The sequence below is a fragment of the Metabacillus mangrovi genome (assembly GCF_009711125.1).
In the GTDB taxonomy this organism is placed as follows: Bacteria; Bacillota; Bacilli; order Bacillales; family Bacillaceae; genus Metabacillus_B; species Metabacillus_B mangrovi.
Genome location: NZ_WMIB01000029.1, coordinates 20,583 through 43,376 on the forward strand (window position 1 = coordinate 20,583; position 22,794 = coordinate 43,376).

Annotated in this window: 23 protein-coding genes and 1 riboswitch; of the genes, 7 read left to right on the forward strand and 16 right to left on the reverse strand. The window is 45.6% G+C overall.

The features are described from left to right. Positions 1 to 52 precede the first annotated feature (52 nt). Positions 53 to 1,027, forward strand: a complete 975-nt coding sequence (locus GKZ89_RS18770; RefSeq protein ID WP_162357087.1) for a DUF4003 family protein — start codon at positions 53 to 55, stop codon at positions 1,025 to 1,027. 65 nt (positions 1,028 to 1,092) lie between these two features. On the opposite strand, the gene GKZ89_RS18775 is transcribed toward GKZ89_RS18770, so the two are convergent. The 7 genes from GKZ89_RS18775 to GKZ89_RS18805 all read right to left on the reverse strand — a co-directional run bounded on the left by GKZ89_RS18775 (position 1,093) and on the right by GKZ89_RS18805 (position 9,270). Next, entirely contained in the window at positions 1,093 to 2,331 is a 1,239-nt protein-coding gene (locus GKZ89_RS18775; RefSeq protein ID WP_155113936.1) for a S1C family serine protease, read from the reverse strand. Between the two features lie 563 nt (positions 2,332 to 2,894). Next, entirely contained in the window at positions 2,895 to 3,863 is a 969-nt protein-coding gene (locus tag GKZ89_RS18780) for a class F sortase (protein WP_338324952.1), read from the reverse strand. A gap of 67 nt (positions 3,864 to 3,930) precedes the next feature. Then, complete coding sequence (locus GKZ89_RS18785) at positions 3,931 to 5,268, reverse strand: copper amine oxidase (protein WP_155113937.1); 1,338 nt, start codon at positions 5,266 to 5,268, stop codon at positions 3,931 to 3,933. A 105-nt stretch (positions 5,269 to 5,373) separates the two neighbouring features. Beyond that, on the reverse strand, positions 5,374 to 6,120 hold the full coding sequence (locus GKZ89_RS18790) for a nucleotidyltransferase domain-containing protein (protein WP_155113938.1): 747 nt from the start codon (positions 6,118 to 6,120) through the stop codon (positions 5,374 to 5,376). 2 nt (positions 6,121 to 6,122) lie between these two features. Further along, on the reverse strand, positions 6,123 to 7,100 hold the full coding sequence (locus tag GKZ89_RS18795) for a nuclease-related domain-containing protein (protein ID WP_155113939.1): 978 nt from the start codon (positions 7,098 to 7,100) through the stop codon (positions 6,123 to 6,125). Positions 7,101 to 7,885: 785 nt separating this feature from the next. Further along, on the reverse strand, positions 7,886 to 8,650 hold the full coding sequence (locus GKZ89_RS18800) for an SDR family oxidoreductase (RefSeq protein ID WP_155113940.1): 765 nt from the start codon (positions 8,648 to 8,650) through the stop codon (positions 7,886 to 7,888). Beyond that, on the reverse strand, positions 8,647 to 9,270 hold the full coding sequence (locus GKZ89_RS18805) for a sterol desaturase family protein (protein WP_155113941.1): 624 nt from the start codon (positions 9,268 to 9,270) through the stop codon (positions 8,647 to 8,649). Before GKZ89_RS18805 ends, GKZ89_RS18800 begins: the two co-directional genes overlap by 4 nt. 149 nt (positions 9,271 to 9,419) lie before the next feature. Here GKZ89_RS18805 and GKZ89_RS18810 point away from each other — a divergent pair, with 149 nt between their 5' ends. Then, on the forward strand, positions 9,420 to 9,923 hold the full coding sequence (locus tag GKZ89_RS18810) for a peroxiredoxin family protein (RefSeq protein ID WP_155113942.1): 504 nt from the start codon (positions 9,420 to 9,422) through the stop codon (positions 9,921 to 9,923). 25 nt (positions 9,924 to 9,948) lie between these two features. Here GKZ89_RS18810 and GKZ89_RS18815 read toward each other — a convergent pair whose 3' ends face one another. Beyond that, positions 9,949 to 10,260 carry an iron-sulfur cluster biosynthesis family protein gene (locus tag GKZ89_RS18815; protein ID WP_155113943.1) on the reverse strand — a complete coding sequence of 104 codons (312 nt, stop codon included), beginning with the start codon at positions 10,258 to 10,260 and terminating at the stop codon, positions 9,949 to 9,951. Between the two features lie 142 nt (positions 10,261 to 10,402). Here GKZ89_RS18815 and GKZ89_RS18820 point away from each other — a divergent pair, with 142 nt between their 5' ends. Beyond that, on the forward strand, positions 10,403 to 12,199 hold the full coding sequence (locus GKZ89_RS18820) for a DNA/RNA non-specific endonuclease (RefSeq protein WP_155113944.1): 1,797 nt from the start codon (positions 10,403 to 10,405) through the stop codon (positions 12,197 to 12,199). Positions 12,200 to 12,243: 44 nt separating this feature from the next. Here the strand turns inward: GKZ89_RS18820 and hxlR are convergent, their stop codons facing one another. Next, positions 12,244 to 12,606 (reverse strand): transcriptional activator HxlR, encoded by a 363-nt coding sequence (gene hxlR, locus GKZ89_RS18825; RefSeq protein WP_155113945.1) that lies wholly within the window; start codon positions 12,604 to 12,606, stop codon positions 12,244 to 12,246. A 167-nt stretch (positions 12,607 to 12,773) separates the two neighbouring features. Between hxlR and hxlA the strand changes: the two genes are divergently transcribed. Next, positions 12,774 to 13,406 carry a 3-hexulose-6-phosphate synthase gene (gene hxlA, locus GKZ89_RS18830; RefSeq protein WP_155113946.1) on the forward strand — a complete coding sequence of 211 codons (633 nt, stop codon included), beginning with the start codon at positions 12,774 to 12,776 and terminating at the stop codon, positions 13,404 to 13,406. A 4-nt stretch (positions 13,407 to 13,410) separates the two neighbouring features. Further along, a complete protein-coding gene (hxlB, locus tag GKZ89_RS18835) occupies positions 13,411 to 13,968 on the forward strand; it encodes a 6-phospho-3-hexuloisomerase (RefSeq protein WP_155113947.1) in 558 nt (185 codons plus the stop codon). A 57-nt stretch (positions 13,969 to 14,025) separates the two neighbouring features. On the opposite strand, the gene GKZ89_RS18840 is transcribed toward hxlB, so the two are convergent. The 4 genes from GKZ89_RS18840 to desA all read right to left on the reverse strand — a co-directional run bounded on the left by GKZ89_RS18840 (position 14,026) and on the right by desA (position 18,769). Then, entirely contained in the window at positions 14,026 to 15,126 is a 1,101-nt protein-coding gene (locus tag GKZ89_RS18840) for a Ger(x)C family spore germination protein (protein WP_155113948.1), read from the reverse strand. After that, positions 15,123 to 16,211 carry a GerAB/ArcD/ProY family transporter gene (locus tag GKZ89_RS18845; protein WP_155113949.1) on the reverse strand — a complete coding sequence of 363 codons (1,089 nt, stop codon included), beginning with the start codon at positions 16,209 to 16,211 and terminating at the stop codon, positions 15,123 to 15,125. The genes GKZ89_RS18840 and GKZ89_RS18845 overlap by 4 nt, the downstream gene beginning before the upstream one ends. Continuing rightward, positions 16,204 to 17,661 (reverse strand): spore germination protein, encoded by a 1,458-nt coding sequence (locus GKZ89_RS18850; protein WP_162357089.1) that lies wholly within the window; start codon positions 17,659 to 17,661, stop codon positions 16,204 to 16,206. The genes GKZ89_RS18845 and GKZ89_RS18850 overlap by 8 nt, the downstream gene beginning before the upstream one ends. Positions 17,662 to 17,752: 91 nt before the next feature. After that, entirely contained in the window at positions 17,753 to 18,769 is a 1,017-nt protein-coding gene (desA, locus tag GKZ89_RS18855; RefSeq protein WP_155113951.1) for a Delta(5) desaturase DesA, read from the reverse strand. Between the two features lie 184 nt (positions 18,770 to 18,953). Here desA and GKZ89_RS18860 point away from each other — a divergent pair, with 184 nt between their 5' ends. Next, positions 18,954 to 19,130 carry a hypothetical protein gene (locus tag GKZ89_RS18860; RefSeq protein WP_155113952.1) on the forward strand — a complete coding sequence of 59 codons (177 nt, stop codon included), beginning with the start codon at positions 18,954 to 18,956 and terminating at the stop codon, positions 19,128 to 19,130. Positions 19,131 to 19,150: 20 nt separating this feature from the next. On the opposite strand, the gene GKZ89_RS18865 is transcribed toward GKZ89_RS18860, so the two are convergent. Next, positions 19,151 to 20,344 carry a nucleoside transporter C-terminal domain-containing protein gene (locus tag GKZ89_RS18865; RefSeq protein ID WP_155113953.1) on the reverse strand — a complete coding sequence of 398 codons (1,194 nt, stop codon included), beginning with the start codon at positions 20,342 to 20,344 and terminating at the stop codon, positions 19,151 to 19,153. A 125-nt stretch (positions 20,345 to 20,469) separates the two neighbouring features. Beyond that, a riboswitch (purine riboswitch) is annotated at positions 20,470 to 20,574 on the reverse strand. A gap of 206 nt (positions 20,575 to 20,780) precedes the next feature. Here GKZ89_RS18865 and GKZ89_RS18870 point away from each other — a divergent pair. After that, complete coding sequence (locus tag GKZ89_RS18870) at positions 20,781 to 21,605, forward strand: SDR family oxidoreductase (RefSeq protein WP_155113954.1); 825 nt, start codon at positions 20,781 to 20,783, stop codon at positions 21,603 to 21,605. A gap of 36 nt (positions 21,606 to 21,641) precedes the next feature. Here GKZ89_RS18870 and GKZ89_RS18875 read toward each other — a convergent pair whose 3' ends face one another. Together GKZ89_RS18875 and GKZ89_RS18880 are read right to left on the reverse strand one after the other, a co-directional pair. Then, positions 21,642 to 22,109, reverse strand: coding sequence for a hypothetical protein (locus GKZ89_RS18875; protein WP_155113955.1), 468 nt, complete (start codon positions 22,107 to 22,109; stop codon positions 21,642 to 21,644). 114 nt (positions 22,110 to 22,223) lie between these two features. After that, positions 22,224 to 22,610, reverse strand: a complete 387-nt coding sequence (locus GKZ89_RS18880) for a nuclease-related domain-containing protein (protein ID WP_162357091.1) — start codon at positions 22,608 to 22,610, stop codon at positions 22,224 to 22,226. Positions 22,611 to 22,794 lie beyond the last annotated feature (184 nt).

Consider the following 22,794-nt stretch of genomic DNA (forward strand, 5'->3'; position numbering starts at 1 on the left):
TCTCCTTCTTCACCCGTATTCCAGATAGATACCAGAAATGGAGGATTCCGCAATGCAGAATACAGAAGAAAAGCTATCTGACTATCTCCGCATTTTTTCAGAGCTGAAGAGCGAGTTTAAGTGGAAGGTTTCAGACCAGAGGATCCTGATGATGGCAGCCTCTGTGTATACCGTATCCGGACGGCCGTTTCAACTGGAAAGCTACCGGAATATGTGTGACTACATGAAGCAGTACAGCAGTATGTTTTCACCTTTTAAATCCTACCACCGGTTTTTGACGGGGGCGATCCTGGACAGCCGCTACGATGACTCCTATGCCGCATTCGATGAGCTTCATAATGTATACAGCGGGCTTACGGATCACGGCTTTAAAAAAGGAATTTTCACCTATGTAGCCGGCCTTGCCATGATGGGAAACAGCTTGGACGGACCCTTCACAAAAGAAAAAATGGAAAAAGCCTATATCCTGTTTACGATGATGAAGAAGAATCATTTTTTCCTTACCTCCGCAAGCGACTACCCTCTGGCTGCTCTCCTCGCAGAAAGGGCGGAACCTGCTGAAGAACTGATTGCCCGAATGGAAGCATGCTATGACGAGCTTGTTGACAAGGGATTCAAAAAAGGAAACGACCTTCAATTCCTAAGCCATATTCTTACGATGGGTGATCCTCAGCACAATGTGATCAGCCGCTGTGTTCAAACTGCATATGAACTTGAAAGGCATGGACTTCCTGTCAAAAAAAGATTTTATCCTGAAATCGGCCTTCTTTCTTTCCTTAAGAATCCGGATTGGAACAGCCTGAAAAAGATCACAGCTGCTTTAAATCAGGAATTCAAATGGTATAAAGAGATGAACTTCACCATTGCTGTCCACCTGGTCGTGAGCGGCGAGCTTCAGCACAATGAGCTCCTGAGCACCGGTCTTTACACAGCAATGGAAACACTGATGCAGGCCCAGCAGGCAGCGATGATTGCTGTGATTGCCAGTACATCTGATTCAGCTTCTGACGGGGGCGGCGGAGAGTAAAAAATAAAGGGCCTGTATCCACATGGGATACAGGCTGATCTATTTTAAGGGGGAGGGTAAAACATCTATTCCTGAGCAGTGAGTGTGAGAACAGCTTCTTGCTTTTTGCCGTCGCGGTAGATGGTCACTTCCACCTTTTCACCGATGGATTTGTTTTCATAAAGGAACTTTCTCAGCTCACTGGAATTTTTTATGTCCTTGCCATCAAGGGCTGTGATGACGTCACCTCTTTGAAGGCCGCCTTTATCAGCCGGTGAACCCTGCTGGATGGAATCCAGATACACGCCTGTCGTCATTCCATCCGGAAGACCCAGCTCCTGGCTTGCAATCTGCGGAGGAATCTGGTCAATGTCTCCAAGGGAAACACCAAGGAAAGGGCGCTCAACTTTCCCGCCGCTCATCAGCTGCTCTGCAATCGGCATAACATCATTGCTTGGGATCGCAAAACCGAGGCCTTCCACTCCGTTCTGGCTGATTTTCAGGCTGTTGATCCCGATTACTTCACCACTCATGTTAATGAGCGGACCTCCGCTGTTGCCCGGGTTGATGGCTGCATCTGTCTGAAGGACGCCAAGCTGCCAAGGTCCCTGAGACGTGTCAATCTCGATGCTGCGGTCGGTTCCGCTGATGATCCCTTCTGTAACGGTCCGGGAAAACTCTATCCCAAGCGGGTTCCCAATTGCAATCACACGTTCACCTGCGCGCAGCTTAGACGAATCTCCAATGGGCGCGGTCCCCGGGGCCTTATCTGCATTGATTTTAACGACAGCCAAATCAGTAAGCGGATCCGCACCGACAAGCTCACCCTTTGCCTTTTCACCCGTTGACAGGGAAACCTCCAGTGACTGTGCGTCTTCCACCACATGATTATTCGTCAATACAAAGGCATCCTTGCCTTCTTTCTTAAAAATCACCCCGGAGCCGGAGCCCTTTTCCTGAGCACCAATACTCTGCTGGCTTTGCTGAAGATTTGCAATCCCCACAATCGCCGGAGAAAGCTCTTCCGCAATATCCGCTGTTGCCGTGCTGGTCCCTACCTGGCGGACATTATCAGATTGGCCCGCACTCTGAGAACCTGTCTGACTATCCGGAGCCTGCGTCTTCACAGAGGGCTCCTGATCCTGTTTCGGATCAATCATCGGATACACCCCAAGCACAATCATCCCGCCGACAACCCCGCTCGTAATCGAAGACAGCACAGGCCTCAACCGGCTCGGCCTACCCGGCTTCCTCCCCTCACCATAGCGGGACGGAGACTCCTGCGGACCATAACCGGACTGTTGCTGATCATCGTAATATCCCATCTATCTCTCCTCCTATCGAATACTCACTTATCATCTGCCTCTATCATATAAGAAGAATTTGGCAAGAGAATGAGAAAATCATGTGAAATTATGAGAAAAGCGGAGGCGGCTTGCAGTAAGGAGGTTCTGCTAAAGGCGCGACGTCCTGTCGCAACGCAGAACTGACCTGCATCCTGCAGGCCCGAAGGACGGTGGAGCTCTCGACCGAGAGGCGCTTTAAAGGAAGTTCTGCTAAGTGCGCGGCGTCCTGCGGGCCTTCGACCGAGAGAGCGAAGCGGCCGAAGAGCTAGCCGCTGGAGCTGGACAATGAAAAGCGGAGGGCGCCATAGTAAGGAGGTTCTGCTAAGTGCGCGACGTCCTGTCGCAACGCAGAACTGACCTGCTTCCTGCAGGCCCGAAGGCAGGGTTCTCCCTGTCAGGCAACTTAGAATTGGAGAAGGAAAGATATTTACACTACACTCTAAATAAAACGGACTGGATTCAAACAACATTCAGCCGCTCTTGAAGTAAAATGCAATCTGTACTAGAGATTTTCTGTAAAAAAAGCACCCTGCTGAAACTTTTCAGCGGGTGCTTTTTCCGGACCATTTTGCAAAATGGGATTCCTGTCCATACATATCAACAGACGTAACCGAATAGGTGGAGCTTTCAGAATCAGGATCCATATAGTTTTTACGGTCCAATGAAGAAACGCTTCCTACTTGTTCTTTCGTTCCGTTGCTGTTCTGACGGTAGACGCGGTAGCCGATTATTTTTTCATTCCGGACTGCGTGCCATGTAACGAGATTTCCGTTCACCTCTACTTTAGTAGGTGCGTCCGGTTTTTGTGCATTCGTTTCAATTTGCTCAACTAAATCTTCTCTTAACTCTGTATAGACGACAAGACGTTCTTCGTGGGTCCGGTTATCGCGGTCAAATGTACCTGTGCATGTGATCAAGTTTAAATTCCGGCCGCCTGCACTGCCAAAAATCTCATTTAGTGGCGCTTTGTCCCGCGGATAGCTCTCCTTGCGTTTCACAATAAACACAAGCTCTTTGCCCTCGCCGTCTTTCACTTTGATTTCGTCTCCGGCTTCAAGCTTTTTCAGATTGTAGAAAACGGCCGGGCCGGTCTTGTTATCTACATGTCCTGCAAGGACTGCGTTCCCGGGATTTCCAACCTTGACGCCAGGCTGAAACCAGCCAATGTTTTGATCATCCTTTGGTACATCCATCTGCCCGTTTAAAAGGGTCCCTACGTTTTCAATACTGGCTGAAACATCAATTTTCGGAATTTCGACTTTCACCGGGTCCATCCCTTGAAAAGCGGAGGTTAACCCGTTCATGGATTGGATTTGCTCTTTAATTCTAGGAAACTCTTCATTTAACGGAAGTTTCGTTCTGATGACACCCGGGACCTCTTCTTCAGGCTTTTTATCTGCTTGCGCGGCAGAAGTGGCCGGCTTCTCTTTGCTGAACAAAAAATAATCAGCTGCATTATAAATGAACAAGGTGAACAATCCAACATAAACAATGGAAAGGATCCATTTCACGGTAACACCTCCGCCCCTCTGTTACGGGAAAAAGAAGAGAGAGCCTCTCTTCTTTTTCCTGCATTAATTACTTGCTGCTTGCTTTTTTGCGGATAATAAGAGCTCCAGTCAGAACTGCCATTCCGGCAAGTGCCGCATACATCATATTCAATGCGCTGCTGTCAGAAGCTCCGCCCATACCCGTTTTCGGCATATCGGAAGGCATGTTTTCTGCCATAAATTTATCCGGCATTTGTTTTACAATCGCTCCTCCAAGTGCTTCACCTACTCCATACATGTAGGCATACCCTTCACGGAAAGATGCGTAAGTGGCATCATAGTCTTTAGCTGTATAGCTCTCAAAAGTTTTGATTACTGTGTCCTCATGTCCTTTAACTGCTGCTTGTGCATCAGCAGTTGGAAGGTTCTCTTCCGTAGCTGCTCCAAGGAATGCACCGAATTCCTGAGAGAACATGCTTAGAGATTCTTTTGCTGCTTTTACTTTTTCTTCATCACCTTCTGCTGCAGCGGCTGCAAGATCAGCTTGTGCTGTGATGTGCTCGGACTGCCATACTTTTTCAAACTGAGCGGCACCTTCTTCACCATAGATGGAAGCGATGGCTGCTTTGAAATCAGCTGTATGCATATCTTCAGCCCATGTAGCGAAGTCATAATCCTCCGCACCATCAAATCCTTTTTGCATGCCCATTGCTGCGAGTGCAAAATGCTCAGAAGCGAGCATGTTAAGGTTAGACCTTAAATCAGCTGCTGGTGTATCAGCTTTCGTGTTTTCAAATTTCTCAGGCATCTGAGTTACAATTGCAGTTGATAGCGCTTTCGAGATGGCAAACATTCTTGCATATCCTTCACGGAAAGCCGTGTAAGATGCTTCATATTCACCTTTTACATGTAAATCGAATGCTTTCATTACATCATCTTCGTGTGCACGAAGCACTTCTTTTGCTGCGGCTTCAGGAAGTTTTCCTTCTGTTGCTGTTGCAAGAAATGCTGAGAAGCTGTCTACGAATTCCTGAACTTCAGCTTCCGCTGCTTTACGGGCTTCAGCATCGCCGCTTTTTGCTGCTTCTACCAGTGAATCTGTATAGCCGTTATGGCCAAGGAAAATTTCTTCAAATTGTGCCGCACCTTCTTTTCCATAAATGGATTCAATGGCGGGAGTCATATCTTTCGCGTTTTGATTAAGAGCGGCTTGTACTTGTTCCGCATCTTCTGCACCATCATATTTCTTTGTCATGGACATGACGGCTAAAACGAAGTGTTCAGACAGTAGCTGATCCAGTGTTGATCTCAAATCGGCTGCCGGTGTTTTAACAGTCGGCTGTGCTTTCTCACCCGCGGCCATTGCCATCGTCGGGATAAAAAGCAGCAAAGCCATCATCATAACCAGAATTCTTTTCATGTTCATAAAGTCTTTCACTCCTTTGTTTTTTGTTTGACACCTAGTAAACGGGACCGGCAGCCCAATGGATCACTAAAAAGTTTTATAAATATGCAAAAAAGCAGATTTATTTTAAAATCTGCTTTCCGGCCAGGCTTTTTTGAGAGTGATTTGAAACAGTCGATTCAATTCTTCAGTCGGATCTGAATCCGCCTGAATGAATAAGTTTGCATAACGCGTCAGTTCCTCCAGCTCCTCCTTTACATAGGCAAGCAGCGAAGCACTCACTGGAACATCTCCCGCAAAGCCGGATTGTTTTAACTCCAGTGCTCTGGTGAATTCGTCACTGAATGGAAACTCAAGTTTTCGAATGTCGTTCGGAGGGAAAGCTCCGTATTCCTGAATCCACCTTGCCCCTGCAATGGAACGGATCATGTGGAGGAGCGCTTTTACAGGGATGGTCCCCTCTTTTACTTTTTTCTCATTGTTGCCGGCAATGTGCAAAAAATGAAAAAGCGCCTGTTTTGGCCTAAAATGCTGTATCCCTCGCAATGCTTCGGAAAAAGAAAACCGGTCTGCATACACCGTATCCGCCTGCAGCCATTCTAATAAGGAAGGATTCGACTTCCGATAAAGCCTTAGCCCCTTCGTAATCTCCCAGCCGCTCATATCCAGCTTTTCGCTGATAGGCGCCTCGATCACATCTCTCCCCCTGTCAATCGAAAGGTACCACTCTGGAGGATGAATATAAATGAAGCGAACATCATAATCGCTCGCCTCTGAAGCATACCCGAAAGCCCGGCTTCCAGCTTCAGCCGCATAGCATATTTTGATATTGTGGGCAGATTCGAGATGGGTTAGGTGGGTGGGGATGTTCATTTTTACGTCTCCTTAATTAATGACTCTAAATTATAGGTGGTCGCTTTTGTACTGCCGTAAGATTTCAAATTGAGAGAGCGAATAATCCTGTATGTTGCTTGGGGAGAGTCAATATTCAAGAACTGTTTAATCTCTCTGTTTGAAGCGTTAGACGAAATAATCCAGCAATAATCTAATAAAGCAGCTACATGAGCTGATCTGTCAGTATTTTTACAGGCTAAACAAATCCACCCTTTATTTTTTCTGCTCATAGTAAACTTTAAACATTTAATGCATTGTATTCCTTGAACAACATCCTCGCAATTAAAATTATAGGAGCTTAATATCGAAATTTTTCTCGGCTCGTGATACTTAAGCAGAGAGGCAGATAATTTCTCCATCTCTTCATCAGAGATAAAAGGTTTTTTAGATTCAGTAAGGAAATGTATCTTTTCCATAAGGTAGGAGCTTCTTATTATTTTTTGAAGGCTTTTGGGTAAGGGGATAGAACCGCTTTGGAGAATAGCATGGGGATTGGTCATTACAACCAGAAAATCTATAACAGGTGGAGTAAAGCCTTTAGAGATAAACCATTTACGAAGATGCATTGCTTGTCTTCCTGCCTGAATCAGAGGATCAGGAAATACTTCATCCTTGCCATTAAATGACCTGATCATCTGCTGGAAAGAAGGATCGAATTGAACAGTGCCTCCTATATTCTTTGATTCGAGTATGATGCAAATAGATTTATGAAGCACAAGCGCATCGATTTGAAAAAAATGATCGTCGTTAACCAATCTCAAATCGTAAAAAATGCTGTACTCTTTTTCAGGCAGTAAACTCAAATAATATTCCATCGACTGCTCACCTTTAATGCCAGCCAGAGTAATAGCAAAATCTTTCTCGATATCATTATACTTCGGGTGGGACTTAGGAATCCGTCTTAACAAAGCTTCCAGTTTTTTAAGCTTAACCGGGAAGTCCCTCACTTTCTTTATCAATATATTTTCACACTCCTTTTCTATCGCGTGCAAAATATATTATAAACTTTATTTTCCTATTCAGGTACTTCATTCTAAGATAAAACTTTAACCGATTATGTATATGAATCACATTTTATTCAATTAACGACTTTTCTACTTACTTTTTTTCTCCCATATAACCAGGATTCAATCACCTTATTCATTTATTCAATCACCTTATTCATTTATTCAATCACCTTATTCATTTATTCAATCACCTGCCTTATTTATTCCATCACCTAACCGCGGTATTCCTTCACCATACTAATTTATTCAATCAAACTCGGTTTTTACTGCATTGTTGTCCGCTCTGGAACCAGGATTCGATCACTTGAACAGGTTATTCCATCACCTTATCGCGGTTTTTCTTCACCTTACTCATTTATTCAACAAACTCGGTTCATACTTCACTTTTGTCCGCTCTGGAACCAGGATTCGATCACTTGAACAGGTTATTCCATCACCTAACCGCGGTTTTTCTTCACCTTACTCATTTATTCAACAAACTCGGTTCATACTTCACTTTTGTCCGCTCTGGAACCAGGATTTGATCACTTGAACAGGTTATTCCATCACCTAACCGCGGTATTCCTTCACGTTTTCCATTTATTCCATCACCTAACCGCGGTATTCCTTCACCATATCCATTTATTCAATCAAACTCGTTTTCTACTGCATTGTTGTCCGCTCTGGAATCAGGATTCGATCACTTGCTACTAATATTCATCTTTAATTCATTACCTCACCCCCCCCACACATCACCCCTACCGCCGAAACCCGCCCTCCGAGTGCAGCACCTGGCCGGTGATCCAGGCTGAGTCTTCGCTTGCGAGGAAGCGGATGAGGCGGGCGGCGTCGGCGGGCTGGCCGGGGCGGCCGAGTGGGAAGAGCGGGGTGAGCTGTTCTTTGATTTCACGGGTCATCCAGCCGGTGTCGGTCGGGCCGGGGTTGACGGCGTTGACGGTGATGCCCATCGGTGCCAGTTCGGCGGAGATGGAGAGGGTGAGCGCATCGATGGCTCCTTTGCTGACGGCGTACGGAATTTCTCCGGGCATCGGGCCCTGCGACTGTCCGGATGTCATGTTGATGATCCGGCCCCCGCTTTCTTTGGAAAAATGACGGGCGAACGCACCGCACATGAGGGCCGTGCCCCTGACATTTACGTGGTAGTGGCGGTCGAGGTCCAGTGCCGTCATCTCCAGGATGTCTTTATTGACACTGAATGCTGCATTGTTGACAAGAATATCAGGTGGCGCACCCAGCCTGTTTTTCACCTCCAGAAAAATCTGCTCCGGTACTTCAGGATCCGACAGGTCGGCTTCCATCTGTTCCGCCTGGACACCTGCAGTGCGGAGCTCTTCCAGTAAAATGTCCGGATCCCGGGTGGTATTCTTCTGATAGACTGCCTGATCGAAAGGTGTCCAGGAGGTAAAAAACACCGAATAACCGGAGGAACCGAGTTCTCTGCAGACCGCTGCACCGATCCCCTGCAAGCGGGAGGCTCCTGTAACTAAAGCAATTTTGTTCATGATAACCCTCTTTTCTCTAAGTCTTTTGCTGTCTGGCTTTTTTCTACCTCTTTTTCATTTTTGAGCGTGCCAAAAAGAAGGTCACCGATCGGGTTGGATACCCCGTACCAGTAATTTTCATTTTTATAGTGATGCAGCTGATGGGTTTTCTTAAGCCATCTTCCGAATTTGAAAAGCGGTTTAATCGGCCGGTGGGCTACGTAATGCTTCCATTCATATACAAGGAGCATGAAGATGAGTCCCATGCCGAACGCGGCTGTGCCGGCTGCATCGACGGTCAACCAATAAAAGAAAGCTGCCAGCACGAGAAAATTCGGGATGCTGTACCATACAGGTAGAAACAGCAGCTTCAAATTATCCGGTTCTCTATGATGATCGTAGTGTAAACGCTTTAAAAAATTTAGAAGCCAGCGCTGCTTTGGCGGCTTTAAATGAAATAGAAAGCGGTGGGTAAAATACTCGCTGAACATAAAGACCACCATCCCCGCCAGAATGTAAAATACATTCATCCATACAAATCCAAATACAGAGACTGCGGTGCCCAGCAGAAAAAAAAGAACACCCATAATCAAAATATCCCCATGAAGAAAAAAATCGCGGTACAAGCCTTTCCTCTCCATCCCCTCATCCCCCCTCAGAATGATACGTAAGACCAAAGTATTTCACTATTCAATTTTTGTCAATGTGCTTTTTTAAAGCATATGTGTAGAATTCCCGAGTCAATCCGGGATAAGGTGAGGGAGATCACAAAACTGGAGGAGGGCTAACCATGCCGGCTTTTCAATTAAATGAACAGGCACCAGATTTTTCACTGCCTGCTGTATCCGGAGACCGTTTTTCGTTTAAAGAACACCAAGACCAGCACCAAAGCATGCACCTTATCATTTTTTTCAGGGGATCCTGGTGTCCGGTTTGCGTCAGTGACTTGAAAAGTCTTCAGGAAAGCAAATCGTATTTCGATGAGAAGAATGTGCACTTGTTAACGATCTCTACCGATAAAAAAGAAGATTTAAAGAAGATGGCAGAGGAAAATGATTTTACCTTTCCCGTACTCGCGGATGAAGAACAGGAAGCACTGAAAGCGTACGATGTTTTCTATCATGGAGAAGAAGCTCCATACGAGGATCATGGAGTTCATGGAGAGCCCGCTTATTTCCTTATAGATGAAAACGGGAAGATTCTTTACCAGCAGAGGCAGACAAGTCCATTCGGACGCCCTTCTGTAACAGAGCTTCGAAAAATTGTTCAATATGTAACGAAAAACAGAAAGTAAAAAGCGGGCCGTCACAGGCCCGCTTTTACTTTTCAATCGACAGCCTTACCCGGCTGTTGAATATTTGGTTTTTATTCCGCAGAACAAGGTGGTTGCTTGAATAATCAATCACAAGCTCCCCGTCAAAGTTCTCATCAAAGTTGCGGTCTACAATAAACTCTATTCCTTCGGCGAGCAGCTTCTTTTCTCTTTCTTCAAGCTCTCTGTCCGGAATTCCTTTTATTTCATACACATTGTTTACGATGTCGCAGCTGCCGGGATCGAAAGGAATGGTATAAACGGTGCCTTCCGGAGCCTCCTCCAGACGCTTTTTTGCACTTTCAGTAAGCTGGATCATGATCTTGCCTCCTTCTGAATAGATGTTCTTATTGTTCCCCCTCCGCAAGGAGCCAAAACTTTTGAGCTTCCTTGCATTCCCTTTTATAATGGAAGTGTCACCCAGGATTGCCAGAGGTGAACATTCATTTCAGGAGGGTATCATGACGACAGCACGTGTGAAAGAGCCTACCAGGCAATGGAACCGGGATCTTGCAGCCAATCAGGAAAAGGACGCCCTAAAAAGATATGAAGAACGGTCAGAACAGCGCAGAAAGCTTTCAGAACAGCTGAAAACCAGCACTCCTCTTGAAGTGGACAGCCCAGAAAGAACGGCTTTCCGCCAGGCTCTTGTGAATCCGCGGGATGGCTTGGCCATGGAAAGAATGATTGGCAAAAACAATTTGATCCCGATTTCTTACCTTGAAGCAGGCATTCGGGCAGCGAAAGCCGTTTGCCGGATTGAGATCCGCGATCGAATCGGACGCATCCTTGGCCACGGAACGGGATTTTTAGTGACTCCCTCTCTTCTTCTTACGAATCATCACGTGCTGACAGATGAAGACTGCGCGCTGCACAGCCTTGCGCAATTCAACTATGAAATGGATCTGAATCTGCGGGAAAAGCCGATTCAAAGCTTCCGCCTAACTCCTGAAGTGTTTTTCATCACAGATGAGAAGCTGGATATGACCCTGGTTGCTGTCGAGGAAGTTTCAAGCGACGGCACAAAGCTGACCGACTTCGGCCATTTGCCGCTCCATGCACAATCCGGAAAAGCACTGATCGGGGAATATGTCTCCATTATCCAGCATCCTTCCGGGGCGCCAAAGGCAGTCGCTATGAGAGAGAACGAAATTTGTGATGTTTTTGATGAATTTATCCATTATACGACGGATACATTAGAGGGCTCATCCGGCTCCCCAGTGCTAAATGACGAATGGCTTCCGGTCGCCCTTCATCATGCAGGTGTGCCGGACCCTGATGATCCCGAAAAATACACTGCTAACGAAGGAATCCGGATCAGCAGCATTGTGAAATTTTTAGCGGAAAAGCAATCTTCGTTCAAGGAACATCAGAAAGAAATGCTCGCGGAAATGCTGATGGATGTAAAAAAAGAAGCAGACCCGGTAAAAACCGAAAGACTGAAGCCTTCCAGATATGAGAAAGCAAAAGGGTATGACAGCAAATTTCTTGGTGAGAAGCATTCCGTTTCCCTGCCCAAGCTTTCAAAAGCGCTGGAGGAAGATGCTGCCGAGGTAAAAGGCGGAGAAAATGTTCTGAACTACATTCACTTTTCCATTGTCATGAGCAAATCAAGAAAACTTGCGTACTATACCGTGGTCAACATCGATGGCAAAGAAATGAAGAACGTTGAACGGGGAAAAGACTCCTGGTATTACGATCCCCGAATTGATGAAAAATACCAGGCTGGCGAAGAATTGTACAGCCGGAACGACCTGGACCGGGGGCACCTCGTCAGGAGGAGAGATCCTGTGTGGGGGAAAGATGCTAAAAAAGCGAATGAAGACACGTTCCACTTTACGAACAGTTCTCCGCAGCACAAGAATCTGAATCAGAAGACGTGGCTTGATCTCGAGGATTATATTCTGGAGAATGCCGAGAATCATCAATTTAAAGCTACCGTCTTTACAGGGCCTGTCTTCCGCGAAGATGATATCGTGTACAGGGATGTGAAGATTCCGGCAGAATTCTGGAAGGTAGCCGTTATGGTAAAAGAGGACGGCACCTTGTCAGCAACTGCCTACCTTCAGTCCCAGAAAAACCTGATTGAGGACTTGGAGTTTGCCTATGGAGACTACAAAACCTATCAGGTCCCGCTCTCTAAGATTGAATCGTTGACCGGGCTTCAATTCAAAGATTTGAAGAAAAGCGATCCGATCGGAGATCTTGAATCGAGTGCCGGACGTGTCATAGAAGGACCCGAAGATTTAAAGCTCTAACGGCATGCAAAAAGGGAAACGCACTAAGAAGGCGTTTCCCTTTTTTATTTTTCAGCCGCGGGATCAAGAGGCGGCTGGTCGAGTTCACTCATATAGTTTTTTCCCCAGTCATACATCGCTTCAAGAATTGGCATCAAGGTTTCTCCCTGTTCAGTAAGAGAATATTCCACTTTGGGAGGCACCACCGGATAAACCTCACGGTGCACAATTCGGTCTTCTTCTAGCTCCCGCAGCTGATTCACGAGCATCCGCTGGGTGATCCCCGGCATGAGGGCCTTCAGTTCTCCAAACCGCTTCGTTCCTTCTTTGCCAAGGTGCCATAAAATCAGCATCTTCCACTTCCCGCCAATGACAGAAAGTGTTAGCTCTTTTTCACAGTTGTACACTTTATCTCCGGATCGTGTCATTGAACATCACCTCATCCCTTAGTATAACCCATAGTATACTTTTTATCACTATGTAAGATTAAAGTCAGTACTTACATTAAAATAATTGAAGGAGTATGCTTGTAGAAGGCAATCATTCAGGAATACTAATAAAGATTGCCCAAACTACTACTCAGGAGTGATTATAGATGGAACTGCAGCTTGCATTAGACTTAGTAAACATTCCAGAAGCGATTGAATTAGTAAAAGAAGTGGAAGACCACGTCGACATCGTCGAAATCGGAACCCCCGTTGTGATTAACGAAGGCCTTAAAGCCGTTAAGGAAATGAAAAAAGCATTTCCGGATTTAAAGGTTTTAGCTGACCTTAAAATAATGGATGCAGCAGGCTACGAAGTCATGAAAGCCTCCGAAGCCGGGGCCGACATTATCACCATTCTCGGTGCTGCAGAAGACGCTTCGATTAAAGGCGCTGTCGAAGAAGCAAAAAAACAAAACAAAAAAATCCTGGTCGATATGATTGCCGTAAAAGACATTGAAACCCGTGCGCAGGAATTGGATAACCTCGGTGTAGACTACATCTGCGTTCATACAGGCTATGACTTGCAGGCAGCAGGCCAAAATTCATTTGAAGACCTGAAAGCCATCAAGCGTGTCGTAAAAAACGCGAAGACCGCAGTAGCAGGCGGTATTAAAATGGATACACTCCCTGAAGTCATTAAAGCGAATCCTGACCTCGTCATTGTCGGAGGAGGCATTACAGGGCAGGATGATAAAAAAGGTACAGCTGCCAAAATGCAAGAACTGATCAAGCAAGGGTAACTCCATGCAAACAGCTGAATTTTTCCGTACGATACTGAATGAACTTGAGGCAGCATCAGACGTCTTAAATGAAAAAGAAGCCGATGACCTTGTCAATAAAGTCATGGCTTCCAATAAAATTTTTGCTGCCGGCGCAGGCCGTTCCGGTTTAATGGCAAAGTCGTTCGTGATGCGGATGATGCACATGGGGCTTGATGCATATGCAGTTGGTGAAACCACGACTCCACAATTTGAGGAGGGTGACCTCATTATTTTCGCATCAGGATCCGGGGAAACAAAAAGTCTCGTTGCAATGGCTGAGAAAGCCCGATCCATCGGAGGCAGCATCGCATGCGTTACCATTTCTATAGACTCCACACTCGGGAAAATGGCAGACTTCACCGTCAAGCTTCCCGGGGCTCCGAAAGATCAAGCCGGGGAACGGAAAGAAACGATCCAGCCGATGGGTTCTCTTTTCGAACAGACTTTGCTCCTGTATTTCGATGCCGTGATTTTAAAGGTCATGGAGAAAAAAGAACTCGATACAAAAACCATGTACGGAAAGCATGCGAACCTGGAATAGAAGCTGTAAAACGGAGAGGTATAGAGCCTCTCCGTTTTTTATTTGAGAAAAAAAAAGTCAGTTAATCACTCCGTATTCCGTAATCTCCACTTCAACCTTTGGAACAATTTCCATTGATGGATATTCTTTTTTCCACTCCACTTTATCCCATCTATCTGGGTAGTACGCCATCAATTCCCTTGCGATCCCGAAAAGATCGCTGTTCGCTTCCTGAATTTTGGAAATGACGCGTTCTGCGTCTTCCGTCAATTCTTTTGAAATTTTGCGGTTCAGCTGCTTCTTTGTCTTTTCTTTCGTTAACGTGTCCTGAGGGTATTCGGCCACGTTGATTTCTGCTTTCATTGTAATCTCCGCCCTCATCCTGCCGGGTTGAGCAGATAGGATTTTCATTTTCGCCTTGGATTTAAGGAACGTATAAGAGATATAATTTTTGTTTGCAGGTTCTTGGTTCTCATTGATTTTGCTCACGTACCTGGCGATTTTTGCTTTTTTATTCAAGAGCATCTGAAGAAGAACGGTTTCATCCGGAGAAAGATAGCCTGCTAAAGTATGCCTGTTGAACATGGCCATGCCGTCAAGAATGATCTCGTCTCCTTCTCTTTTAATAGCCGGAAGGCCGAAATCTTTTCCATCGTCGAACAGGACGGAACAGATGGTTTGAAGGCTTTGTTCAGGAATGGTCGTTTCTTTTTCTTCACTTTCAATCAGCTTAATCAGATACTCGGCAATCAGGACATTTTGAACTCTCCCGGCATTTAAAACATCTCCCGCATTTCCTTTAACCACAGCTAATTTAGAAGACACGGAGGCATCAGGATCGCGGTATACGACATCCAGAAAGGAATACAAATCTTTCTGGACCAATTTTTCCCCAAAAAGAAAAACACGGTTCTTTGAAGGATCAAACCGGCCGGCGATTTTTCTGTCCATATCCATTCTAGTTTCTCTGAACGTCCTTCCTTCCCCGGTAACAATGGCATTGATCGGGACGTTATTACTATAATCCCTGATCACGGATGTAACGAGCAGCCGGTCATCTTCTATAAGGTCCATTCCTGTACCGAAAACGAGCCGGCTTTCTTTTAATATCCTTTGGTCCCAGCACCCTGATAAGATGAGCTGCGATGCTGCAACCACGATTATCCATGCCTTTTTCATCTCACAGACTCCTTTTTCCTAAAGAATGAAGTAAAATACAGCAGTACCGGAATCACGAGCACAAAAAACACCGTAGCGATCAGCAAGTAATCATTCAGCACCTGTGCCTCCTGGTCTGTCGAAATGAAAAGAGCAATGCAAAATGTAACCGCACTGATTACAGGTACGGTGACAGACCGTTTAAGACGGGGAGCAACAGCAGCTGTACCCTCTGCTGAAAGAAACATATAGCCAACATAGGAAGTCAATACATTTACAATCCAAATGGAAACAAACAGCAGATCAAACCGCTCGATCACCTGAATGTAGAGCGCTTTAACAAGGTAGAGAATCGGCTGGGGGATCAGTTCAATTTCCTTCGGGCTGAAAACGATGTCGCAAACAATGGTTAGGTAAGCATAGATTCCCGTCACTGCAATATTTGCAGCTGTTGCTGCCTTTAATATGGAACCCGTCTTTTTTGCCTTTATATAAGGATACAAGATGAGCAGAATCTCAAATCCAATCATTGAAAAATACACCTTTGTTACCCCTTTTGCAATTTCCATAACACCGGTCTGCGTGATCGGCAGCAGGTAACGGAATTCCAGAGGGTACGTATACAAGGCAATCAGGGTTATCACTAAGAGAAGCACGATTAAGGATGAAACGATGACATTAAATTTCGCAATCACTCCCGCTTTCTCCTTGCCGAGATAAATGCCGGTCAGGCAAAGCAAGGCAAGCAAAATCCATCGCGGTGTTTCATCCAGCACCCAGTCTTTAATTATGCCCACTGCAAAAATCAGGATCACGGCCATCACTGTAATGCCGTACAGGACATACAGCATATTTACAGCTCCTCCGATAAACTTTCCGAACAGGACAGGCGTATACCCGTACAGATTGTAATGGGAGAATTTTTTTCCAAGACCCCAATAGAGGCATAGAACCATCTGTATCATTAGCCCTGTTATCACAATACAGATCCAGGAGTTCCCTTTTGCATCCAAATGAACATTGTAAGGAAGTCCTAATACCCCTACACCGATTTGTGTCTGAATCATAAAAAAGCATAGCTGGAAAGGAGTCACTTCTTTATTCATTTTTCTTCCACCCTCTTGACCGGGATTCTCTCCAGCTATAGACAGGCCTTGTATCGTCTGGCCTGCTGTTCATCATCCAGACCGGTGCCCTGAGCAGCGTATCCTTAAAAAATCTGGCCGAGAATGGCGCCAGCGGGTACAAATAAGGGCTTCCGAGCGGCGTTAGCTTAACAAGATGGATCAAGATCAGCATCATAGAGATGACAATTCCGAAAAAGCCGAACATCGCCGACATCAGCATGATGGGAAATCCAAGGATCCGGATCGTACTGCTCATTTCATTTGATGGGATGACGAACGATGAGATCGCTGTTATGGCCACAACGATGATCATCGTATTCGATACAAGGTGCGCCTCAACAACCGCCGTACCAATAACAAGTCCCCCTACCACCCCGATCGTTTGGGCGATCGGGCTGGGGAGCCTGATCGATGCTTCCCTCAGGAGCTCAAGCGTGACCTGCATGATAATCGCCTCCAGAAGCGGCTGAAACGGAACAAATTCCAGTGAATTTTTGATTGAGAAAATCAAGTCCACCGGAATGGCTTCGTAATTAAAGGAAACGAGAGCGATGTAAAGGGCAGGCAGGCCAAGAGCAATTAAAAAGGATAGAAATCTCAGCAGGCGGAAAAACGAACCGAGTAGGGTCCGCTGATTGTAATCTTCTGATGACTGAAAAAAAGAAAAGAACGGAACAGGCAGTACCAGAACCGTCGGGCTGCCTTCCATTACGATTGCTACTCTGCCATCCATGAGGTTAGCCGCAGCCCGGTCAGGCCTCTCCGTATTAAGGATCTGCGGGAAAGGAGAAAACGGGTAATCCTCCAGATATTCCTCTAGATTTCCCGGAAAATGAAGCGAATCCGCCTGAATGCAGTCCAGCCTTCTCTCTACTTCTTTTACAATCGCAGGGTTTGCAATTTTCCCGGCATAAACAACTGCAATGTTTGACTGACTCGTCCTTCCGATTTTCCGGACCTTTACCGTTAATGAAGGATGTCTGACACGTTCCCTGAGCATCTGGATATTTTTCATCAAATTTTCCGAAAAGCTCTGGTGGGAGCCCCGGACAACCTGCTCGTTGTTCGGGGCTCTGGCTGAATCAGGTAATGGCTTATACACATTCAGAAGAGTCATTTTCTTTTCACCAGCTGTTAAAAAGACGCAATGTCCTTCCGCCATGTAACGGACTGCCTCGTCCAGGTCCTCTGTTTTCAGGATGCCTGTAACGGCAGCCACATCTTCAACTTTTCCTGCCGGACTTACAAGGAGGGGCTTGATGACGTTAAGCTGGATTAGCTCCCGGTTAGCTGCAGAGGCAAGAAATACGATGCATGATGGCTTACCGTTAAAGGGCACCGGTCTTACCTTTACATCACTTGAATGGAAAAAAGCTTCTTTTATATAGCAGATGGCATCATCCGCATTGCCTGTATATGTGCTCAGCACCCGCATCACCTCGAATGTTCATAGGTTCTCCGGATTGGCCGTTCCTATACAGACAGAAAAGGCCTGCCGGAAAGCCGGCAGGCCTTAATCATTACAATTCCGTTTTCGGTTTTTGAAGCAGGTGCTTGATATCTTTAAACCTTACAAATGTTTTGTTCTTCTGATCCCACAAGTGGAAACGCAGAGACTGCAGGCTTGATAGCAAAGTGATCGTTGTTGCCTTATGGAGCGGCGGTGTCGATTGGTGAGCCTTCTCCAAATTATAATTCGGCACTTTCGGGCTTAAATGGTGAACGTGATGGAACCCGATATTGCCTGTCACCCATTGAAGGATCTTAGGGAGTTTGTAATAGGAACTGCCGTCAACGGCCGCTTTTACATAATCCCACTCTTCTTCGTTTTCATAATAGGAATCTTCAAACTGATGCTGCACGTAAAACAGCCAGATGCCAAGTGCACCGGATACAAAAATGATCGGAAGCTGAATCATCAGAAAAGCCTGCCAGCCGATCCACAGACACATCAGTGAATACGACGCTGCGATCAGAAAGTTGATCAGGTACGTGTTAAGACGCTCTTTTTTCCTGGCTCCTTTCCGGTTGAACCGGTTGGAGATCAGGAAAAGATAGATCGGACCAAGCCCGAACATCACAAGGGGATTTCGATAAAGCTGATATCCAACCTTCCTCCAAAAGGAAGATGAAACGTATTCGTCTACAGTTAGAACCCAGATATCGCCGGTTCCGCGCTTATTCAAATTGCTGCTCGTTGCATGGTGGATGGAATGGGCCCTCTTCCACTTTTCGTAAGGAAACAGAGTCAGTACCCCGGTTATGACCCCCAGTACATCATTTCCCCTGCGTGTTTTTAAGAACGATTGGTGACAGCAGTCATGGAAGATGATGAAAATCCGGATCACAAAGCCGGCTGCGGCTATGGAAAAGACAAGTGAGAGCCAGAATGACACGGATAAACTCAGATAAGCAGCGAACCACAGCAGGAAAAACGGCGGCAATGTATTCAACAATTGTCTTGCACTAGATTTCACATTGGATTTTTCAAAGGGTGCCATGTTCTTTTTCAGCATAAGCTGTTTTTGTTTGGACATTTTTTCCTCCCCGGTAACTCGAGTGTGCAACTCCTTAAGCTTACTACGTTTGAGGTCATAAAACTAGGTAAAGCTGATGGAAACAAGGGAGAATGTTGTGAAAATTCCTTGAACATATAGAGATTGCACCAATCATATTGTCCGAAAAAAAAGATGGTAAATTATAGTAGGGGGGTGCAGATTCATGGGTAAATTTGATATGGTGTTTGATTTTATCCTGCTTATCGTTCTTGCATTTAAAGGGACTGTCTTTTATGGTATTCCTGCCTGGGTATTTGCCGGTGTACTCCTGCTCGGGGCCGGTCTTTTCACTTATTATCATTTTGCGTTTAAGAAGCAGGAAAAGCCGGCGGCCCGTTAACAGGGCGACCGGCTTTTCTGTTACCAAACGTACAGACCGACAATCATGGCGCTTAACAGGGAAACGGCCATGCCGCTCACAAGAAGCTTCCACACATTTTTCCCGATCATTGAAGATTTTTCATCCCCGAGAACGGAGCTGAAGGTTCCGTAAATCATTCCTACCGTGCTGAAATTTGCAAATGACGTAAGGAACGTAGTGGCAACAGCCACCGTATGCGGACTAAGCGTATTCAGGTTCTCTTTTAGATCAAGCATTGCCACAAACTCGTTTGTGGCCATCTTAATTCCCATCAGCTGGGCTACATACATTGTATCCTTCCAGGAAAGTCCAAGCAGGAATGCAAACGGGCTGAACAGGATCGAGAAGATTTTCTGGATGGTCAGTCCATCTATAAAAAAACCAAGGATGCCGTTCAATATCGCCGTCAGGGCTACATACCCGATGACCATCGCCAGAATGACGATAACCATATTCATTCCGACCATCATGCTGTTGGAAATCGTCGAGAAGAAATCCTTCTTCTCACTCTTCGGAGGAACGTACACAATGTCTTCTTCTTTAGCAACCTGAACAGGATTCAAAATGCTTGCTAAAAGCAGGGCATTCAGACAGTTCAATGGAATGGCGCTGAATACATATTCGGCGGGGACCATTGTCAGATACGCTCCAATAATGGAGCCGCTGATGCTGCTCATGCTCATGATTCCAAATGTAAGAAGCCGGTTATCCTTCAGCACGACAAGCTGCTGGCGGATAACCGCGAGCGCCTCCGTATTGCCGAGAAACATCATTTGAATCGAAAAGAAGCTTTCAAGCTTCGGCAGGCGGGACAGTCTTGAAATCACCCAGCCGACTTTATCAATAATCCACGTTAAAATGCCAAAATAAGATAAAATATCAAAAAAGGTGACAATTACGATAATTGGCAGAAGCGCGCTAAAGAAAAAGTCGACCTGTTCATTCGCCATCACCGATGGAAACACAAATGAAATCCCTTCATTCGCACAGGCAATCAGCCAATTAAAAAACGATGCAAATCCGCCGATCGCCTGTCCGCCAATTTTTGTCCCCAGCATAAACCACGTGATCAGAAGCTCCGCTGCAATCAGGATGCCGATCGGCTTCCATTTAACCTCTCTTTTCTTTGGTGAAAGAGCAAAAACCAAACCAATCACTACAAAAATCCCCAGCACATTCATTAGAAAATACATGATGTCAACTCCCGGATGTCATTTTCCCAACAAAAAAGACCCTAATTTTCACCCTCAGCCAAAAATGGACAGAAAGCATGAAAAATAGAGTCTGAATGCCGGGACTAAAAAAAGACCGGACACCTCAAGGTTTCACACTTCCTTGTAGTCCGGCATTTAGCGGCTGCCAGGTAGAAACGATCAGACCGAAGCTTAACTGATCTTATACAAGGATAACATGTAGCACGTTTAGACATTTACGGAATCCTCCGTAAATGCAGGTTGTAAATTAGGTTGTTTGAGTAAAGTCATTTTAAAACAGGCTTGAGAAATAGGCAATACGATAATACAAAGTTGAAAGGTTCCGATTGTTCAAATAATACAGCCCATCCTTATGTTTACTATTTCACATACCGGGAAGAGTACCCTAAATGATTATTATTGGAGGTCATAGAAAATGGGCAGATTGGATAATAAAATTGCAGTGATTACAGGGGCAGCGACCGGGATCGGTAAAGCGACTGCTGAAGTGTTTGCACGGGAAGGTGCACGTGTCATTTGCGCTGATCTGAAGGAAGATGAGATGAAGAAAACGGTTGAACAGATCAAGCAGAACGGCGGCGAGGCAGAGGCGGTTGAGCTGGATGTTTCGAGCCAGGATCGCGTCATGGAATTTGCAGATCATCTAAAAGAAAAATACGGAAAAATTGATATCCTGTTTAACAATGCAGGTGTCGATGAACAGGGCGGGAAAGTGCACGAATACCCGGTCGAGCTGTTTGACCGCATCATCGCGGTGGATCTCCGGGGAACCTTTTTAGTCAGCAAATATTTGATTCCGCTCATGCTTGAAAACGGCGGCTCCATCATTAACAATGCATCGATGTCCGGAAGCGCAGCGGATCTGGACCGTTCCGGCTACAACGCGGCGAAAGGCGGAATCATTAACTTCACACGGGCCATGGCCATCGACTATGCACGCAGCGGAATCCGGGTGAACTCCCTCTCCCCCGGAACGATTGAAACGCCGCTCGTTGACAATCTAGTCGGGGACCGGCAGGAAGACATGGGTGAAAAATTCAGGGAAGCCAACAAATGGATCACTCCGCTTGGCAGACTCGGCCGCCCGGACGAAATGGCCAAAGTCGCCCTCTTCCTCGCATCCGACGACAGCTCCTACGTCACCGGCGAAGACATCAAAGCTGACGGCGGCATCATGGCCTACACCTGGCCCGGCAAGATGCTGATCGAGCAGGATGAGTGGAAAAAGGATACGGAATAAAAGGTTGGGCGGGCACCTCTTGATGGGGTGCTTTTTTTATACATTTATCTCGATGAGATGAAGCTGGTAGGTGCGGCCTTTGTTTTGGCCGGAGGAGGGGTAGTTGAGGGATTTGAGGAGTTTTGTTGCAGAGGCTGGGCTCTCTAATTTCAAAAAGCTTCTAAGCTCTTGATTTGTAATACTTGAATTGATCAGTAACAAATAATCGTTTAACGCAGTTGTATGGGCATTCCTGGACTTTATGTTACAGCCTCTGCAGTGCCATCCTCCTTTGTATCTTTCCATCACCTTCGAACAATGGATGCAAAGGACACCTTTTATAAGTTCTTCTTTTTGGATACCATACCGGTCTAAAATAGAATAATGAGCTTCTGCGTGGTTTTTATTTAAGGTTCTCACTACTTTTTTTACTTCTTTTTCAGTTAAAATCTCTTTATATGACTTTTCAAGCTGCTGAATGCTAAGCGGAAGTTTTTCAGCCCGGATAACACGATCCTTTAACATATGAGGGCTGACAGTTTGTATAATCGATTTTGGGTTGCTGATTACGACGAGCGATAAGATAGGGAGGCGGGTTACCTGCATCTTTTCAAACCATTCTTTTAGTTCAAACTTCAATCAATCTGTTTGAAGAATGGGATCAGCAAATCCTGTTTTAATTCCATCTTTTGATCGAATCATCTGATTCAGACCGGGTTCAAATATGAGAGTCCCAGAGATATTTTTGACCTCAATAATTAGAGCAAAACTGGGAGAAAGGTAAAGAGTGTCCATCTGAAAATAAGTATGGGCGTGGGGAAGGCGGAGATCATGAAAGATGTACCGAGATGGCTGGTCAAAGAGTGAGAGATAATAATCAGCAGCCAGCTCACCTTTATATCCGGCTGTACTTTTATTCATATCTTCCGTAATGAGAGAAATTTGCTTGTGAGACGGTGGCAAACGTCGAAGAAGTGCCTGGATTTTCAAGAGGTGTAAAGGTAGAGTTCTTTTCTTAGCAATCATAGGGGTCTCCTTTCTATTTCTACTGGGTATATTCTTCGAATTTTTTCTATCTCCTTCTGTACGTTTTCTATATATCGATCTAAAAAATGAGATATCGACTATTATCTGTAAGCGTAAAAGGATCCACACCTTAAAGAGAAGGCGTGGATCCTTTATCATGTAGTTATTCAGTTTTTTCCTTGTT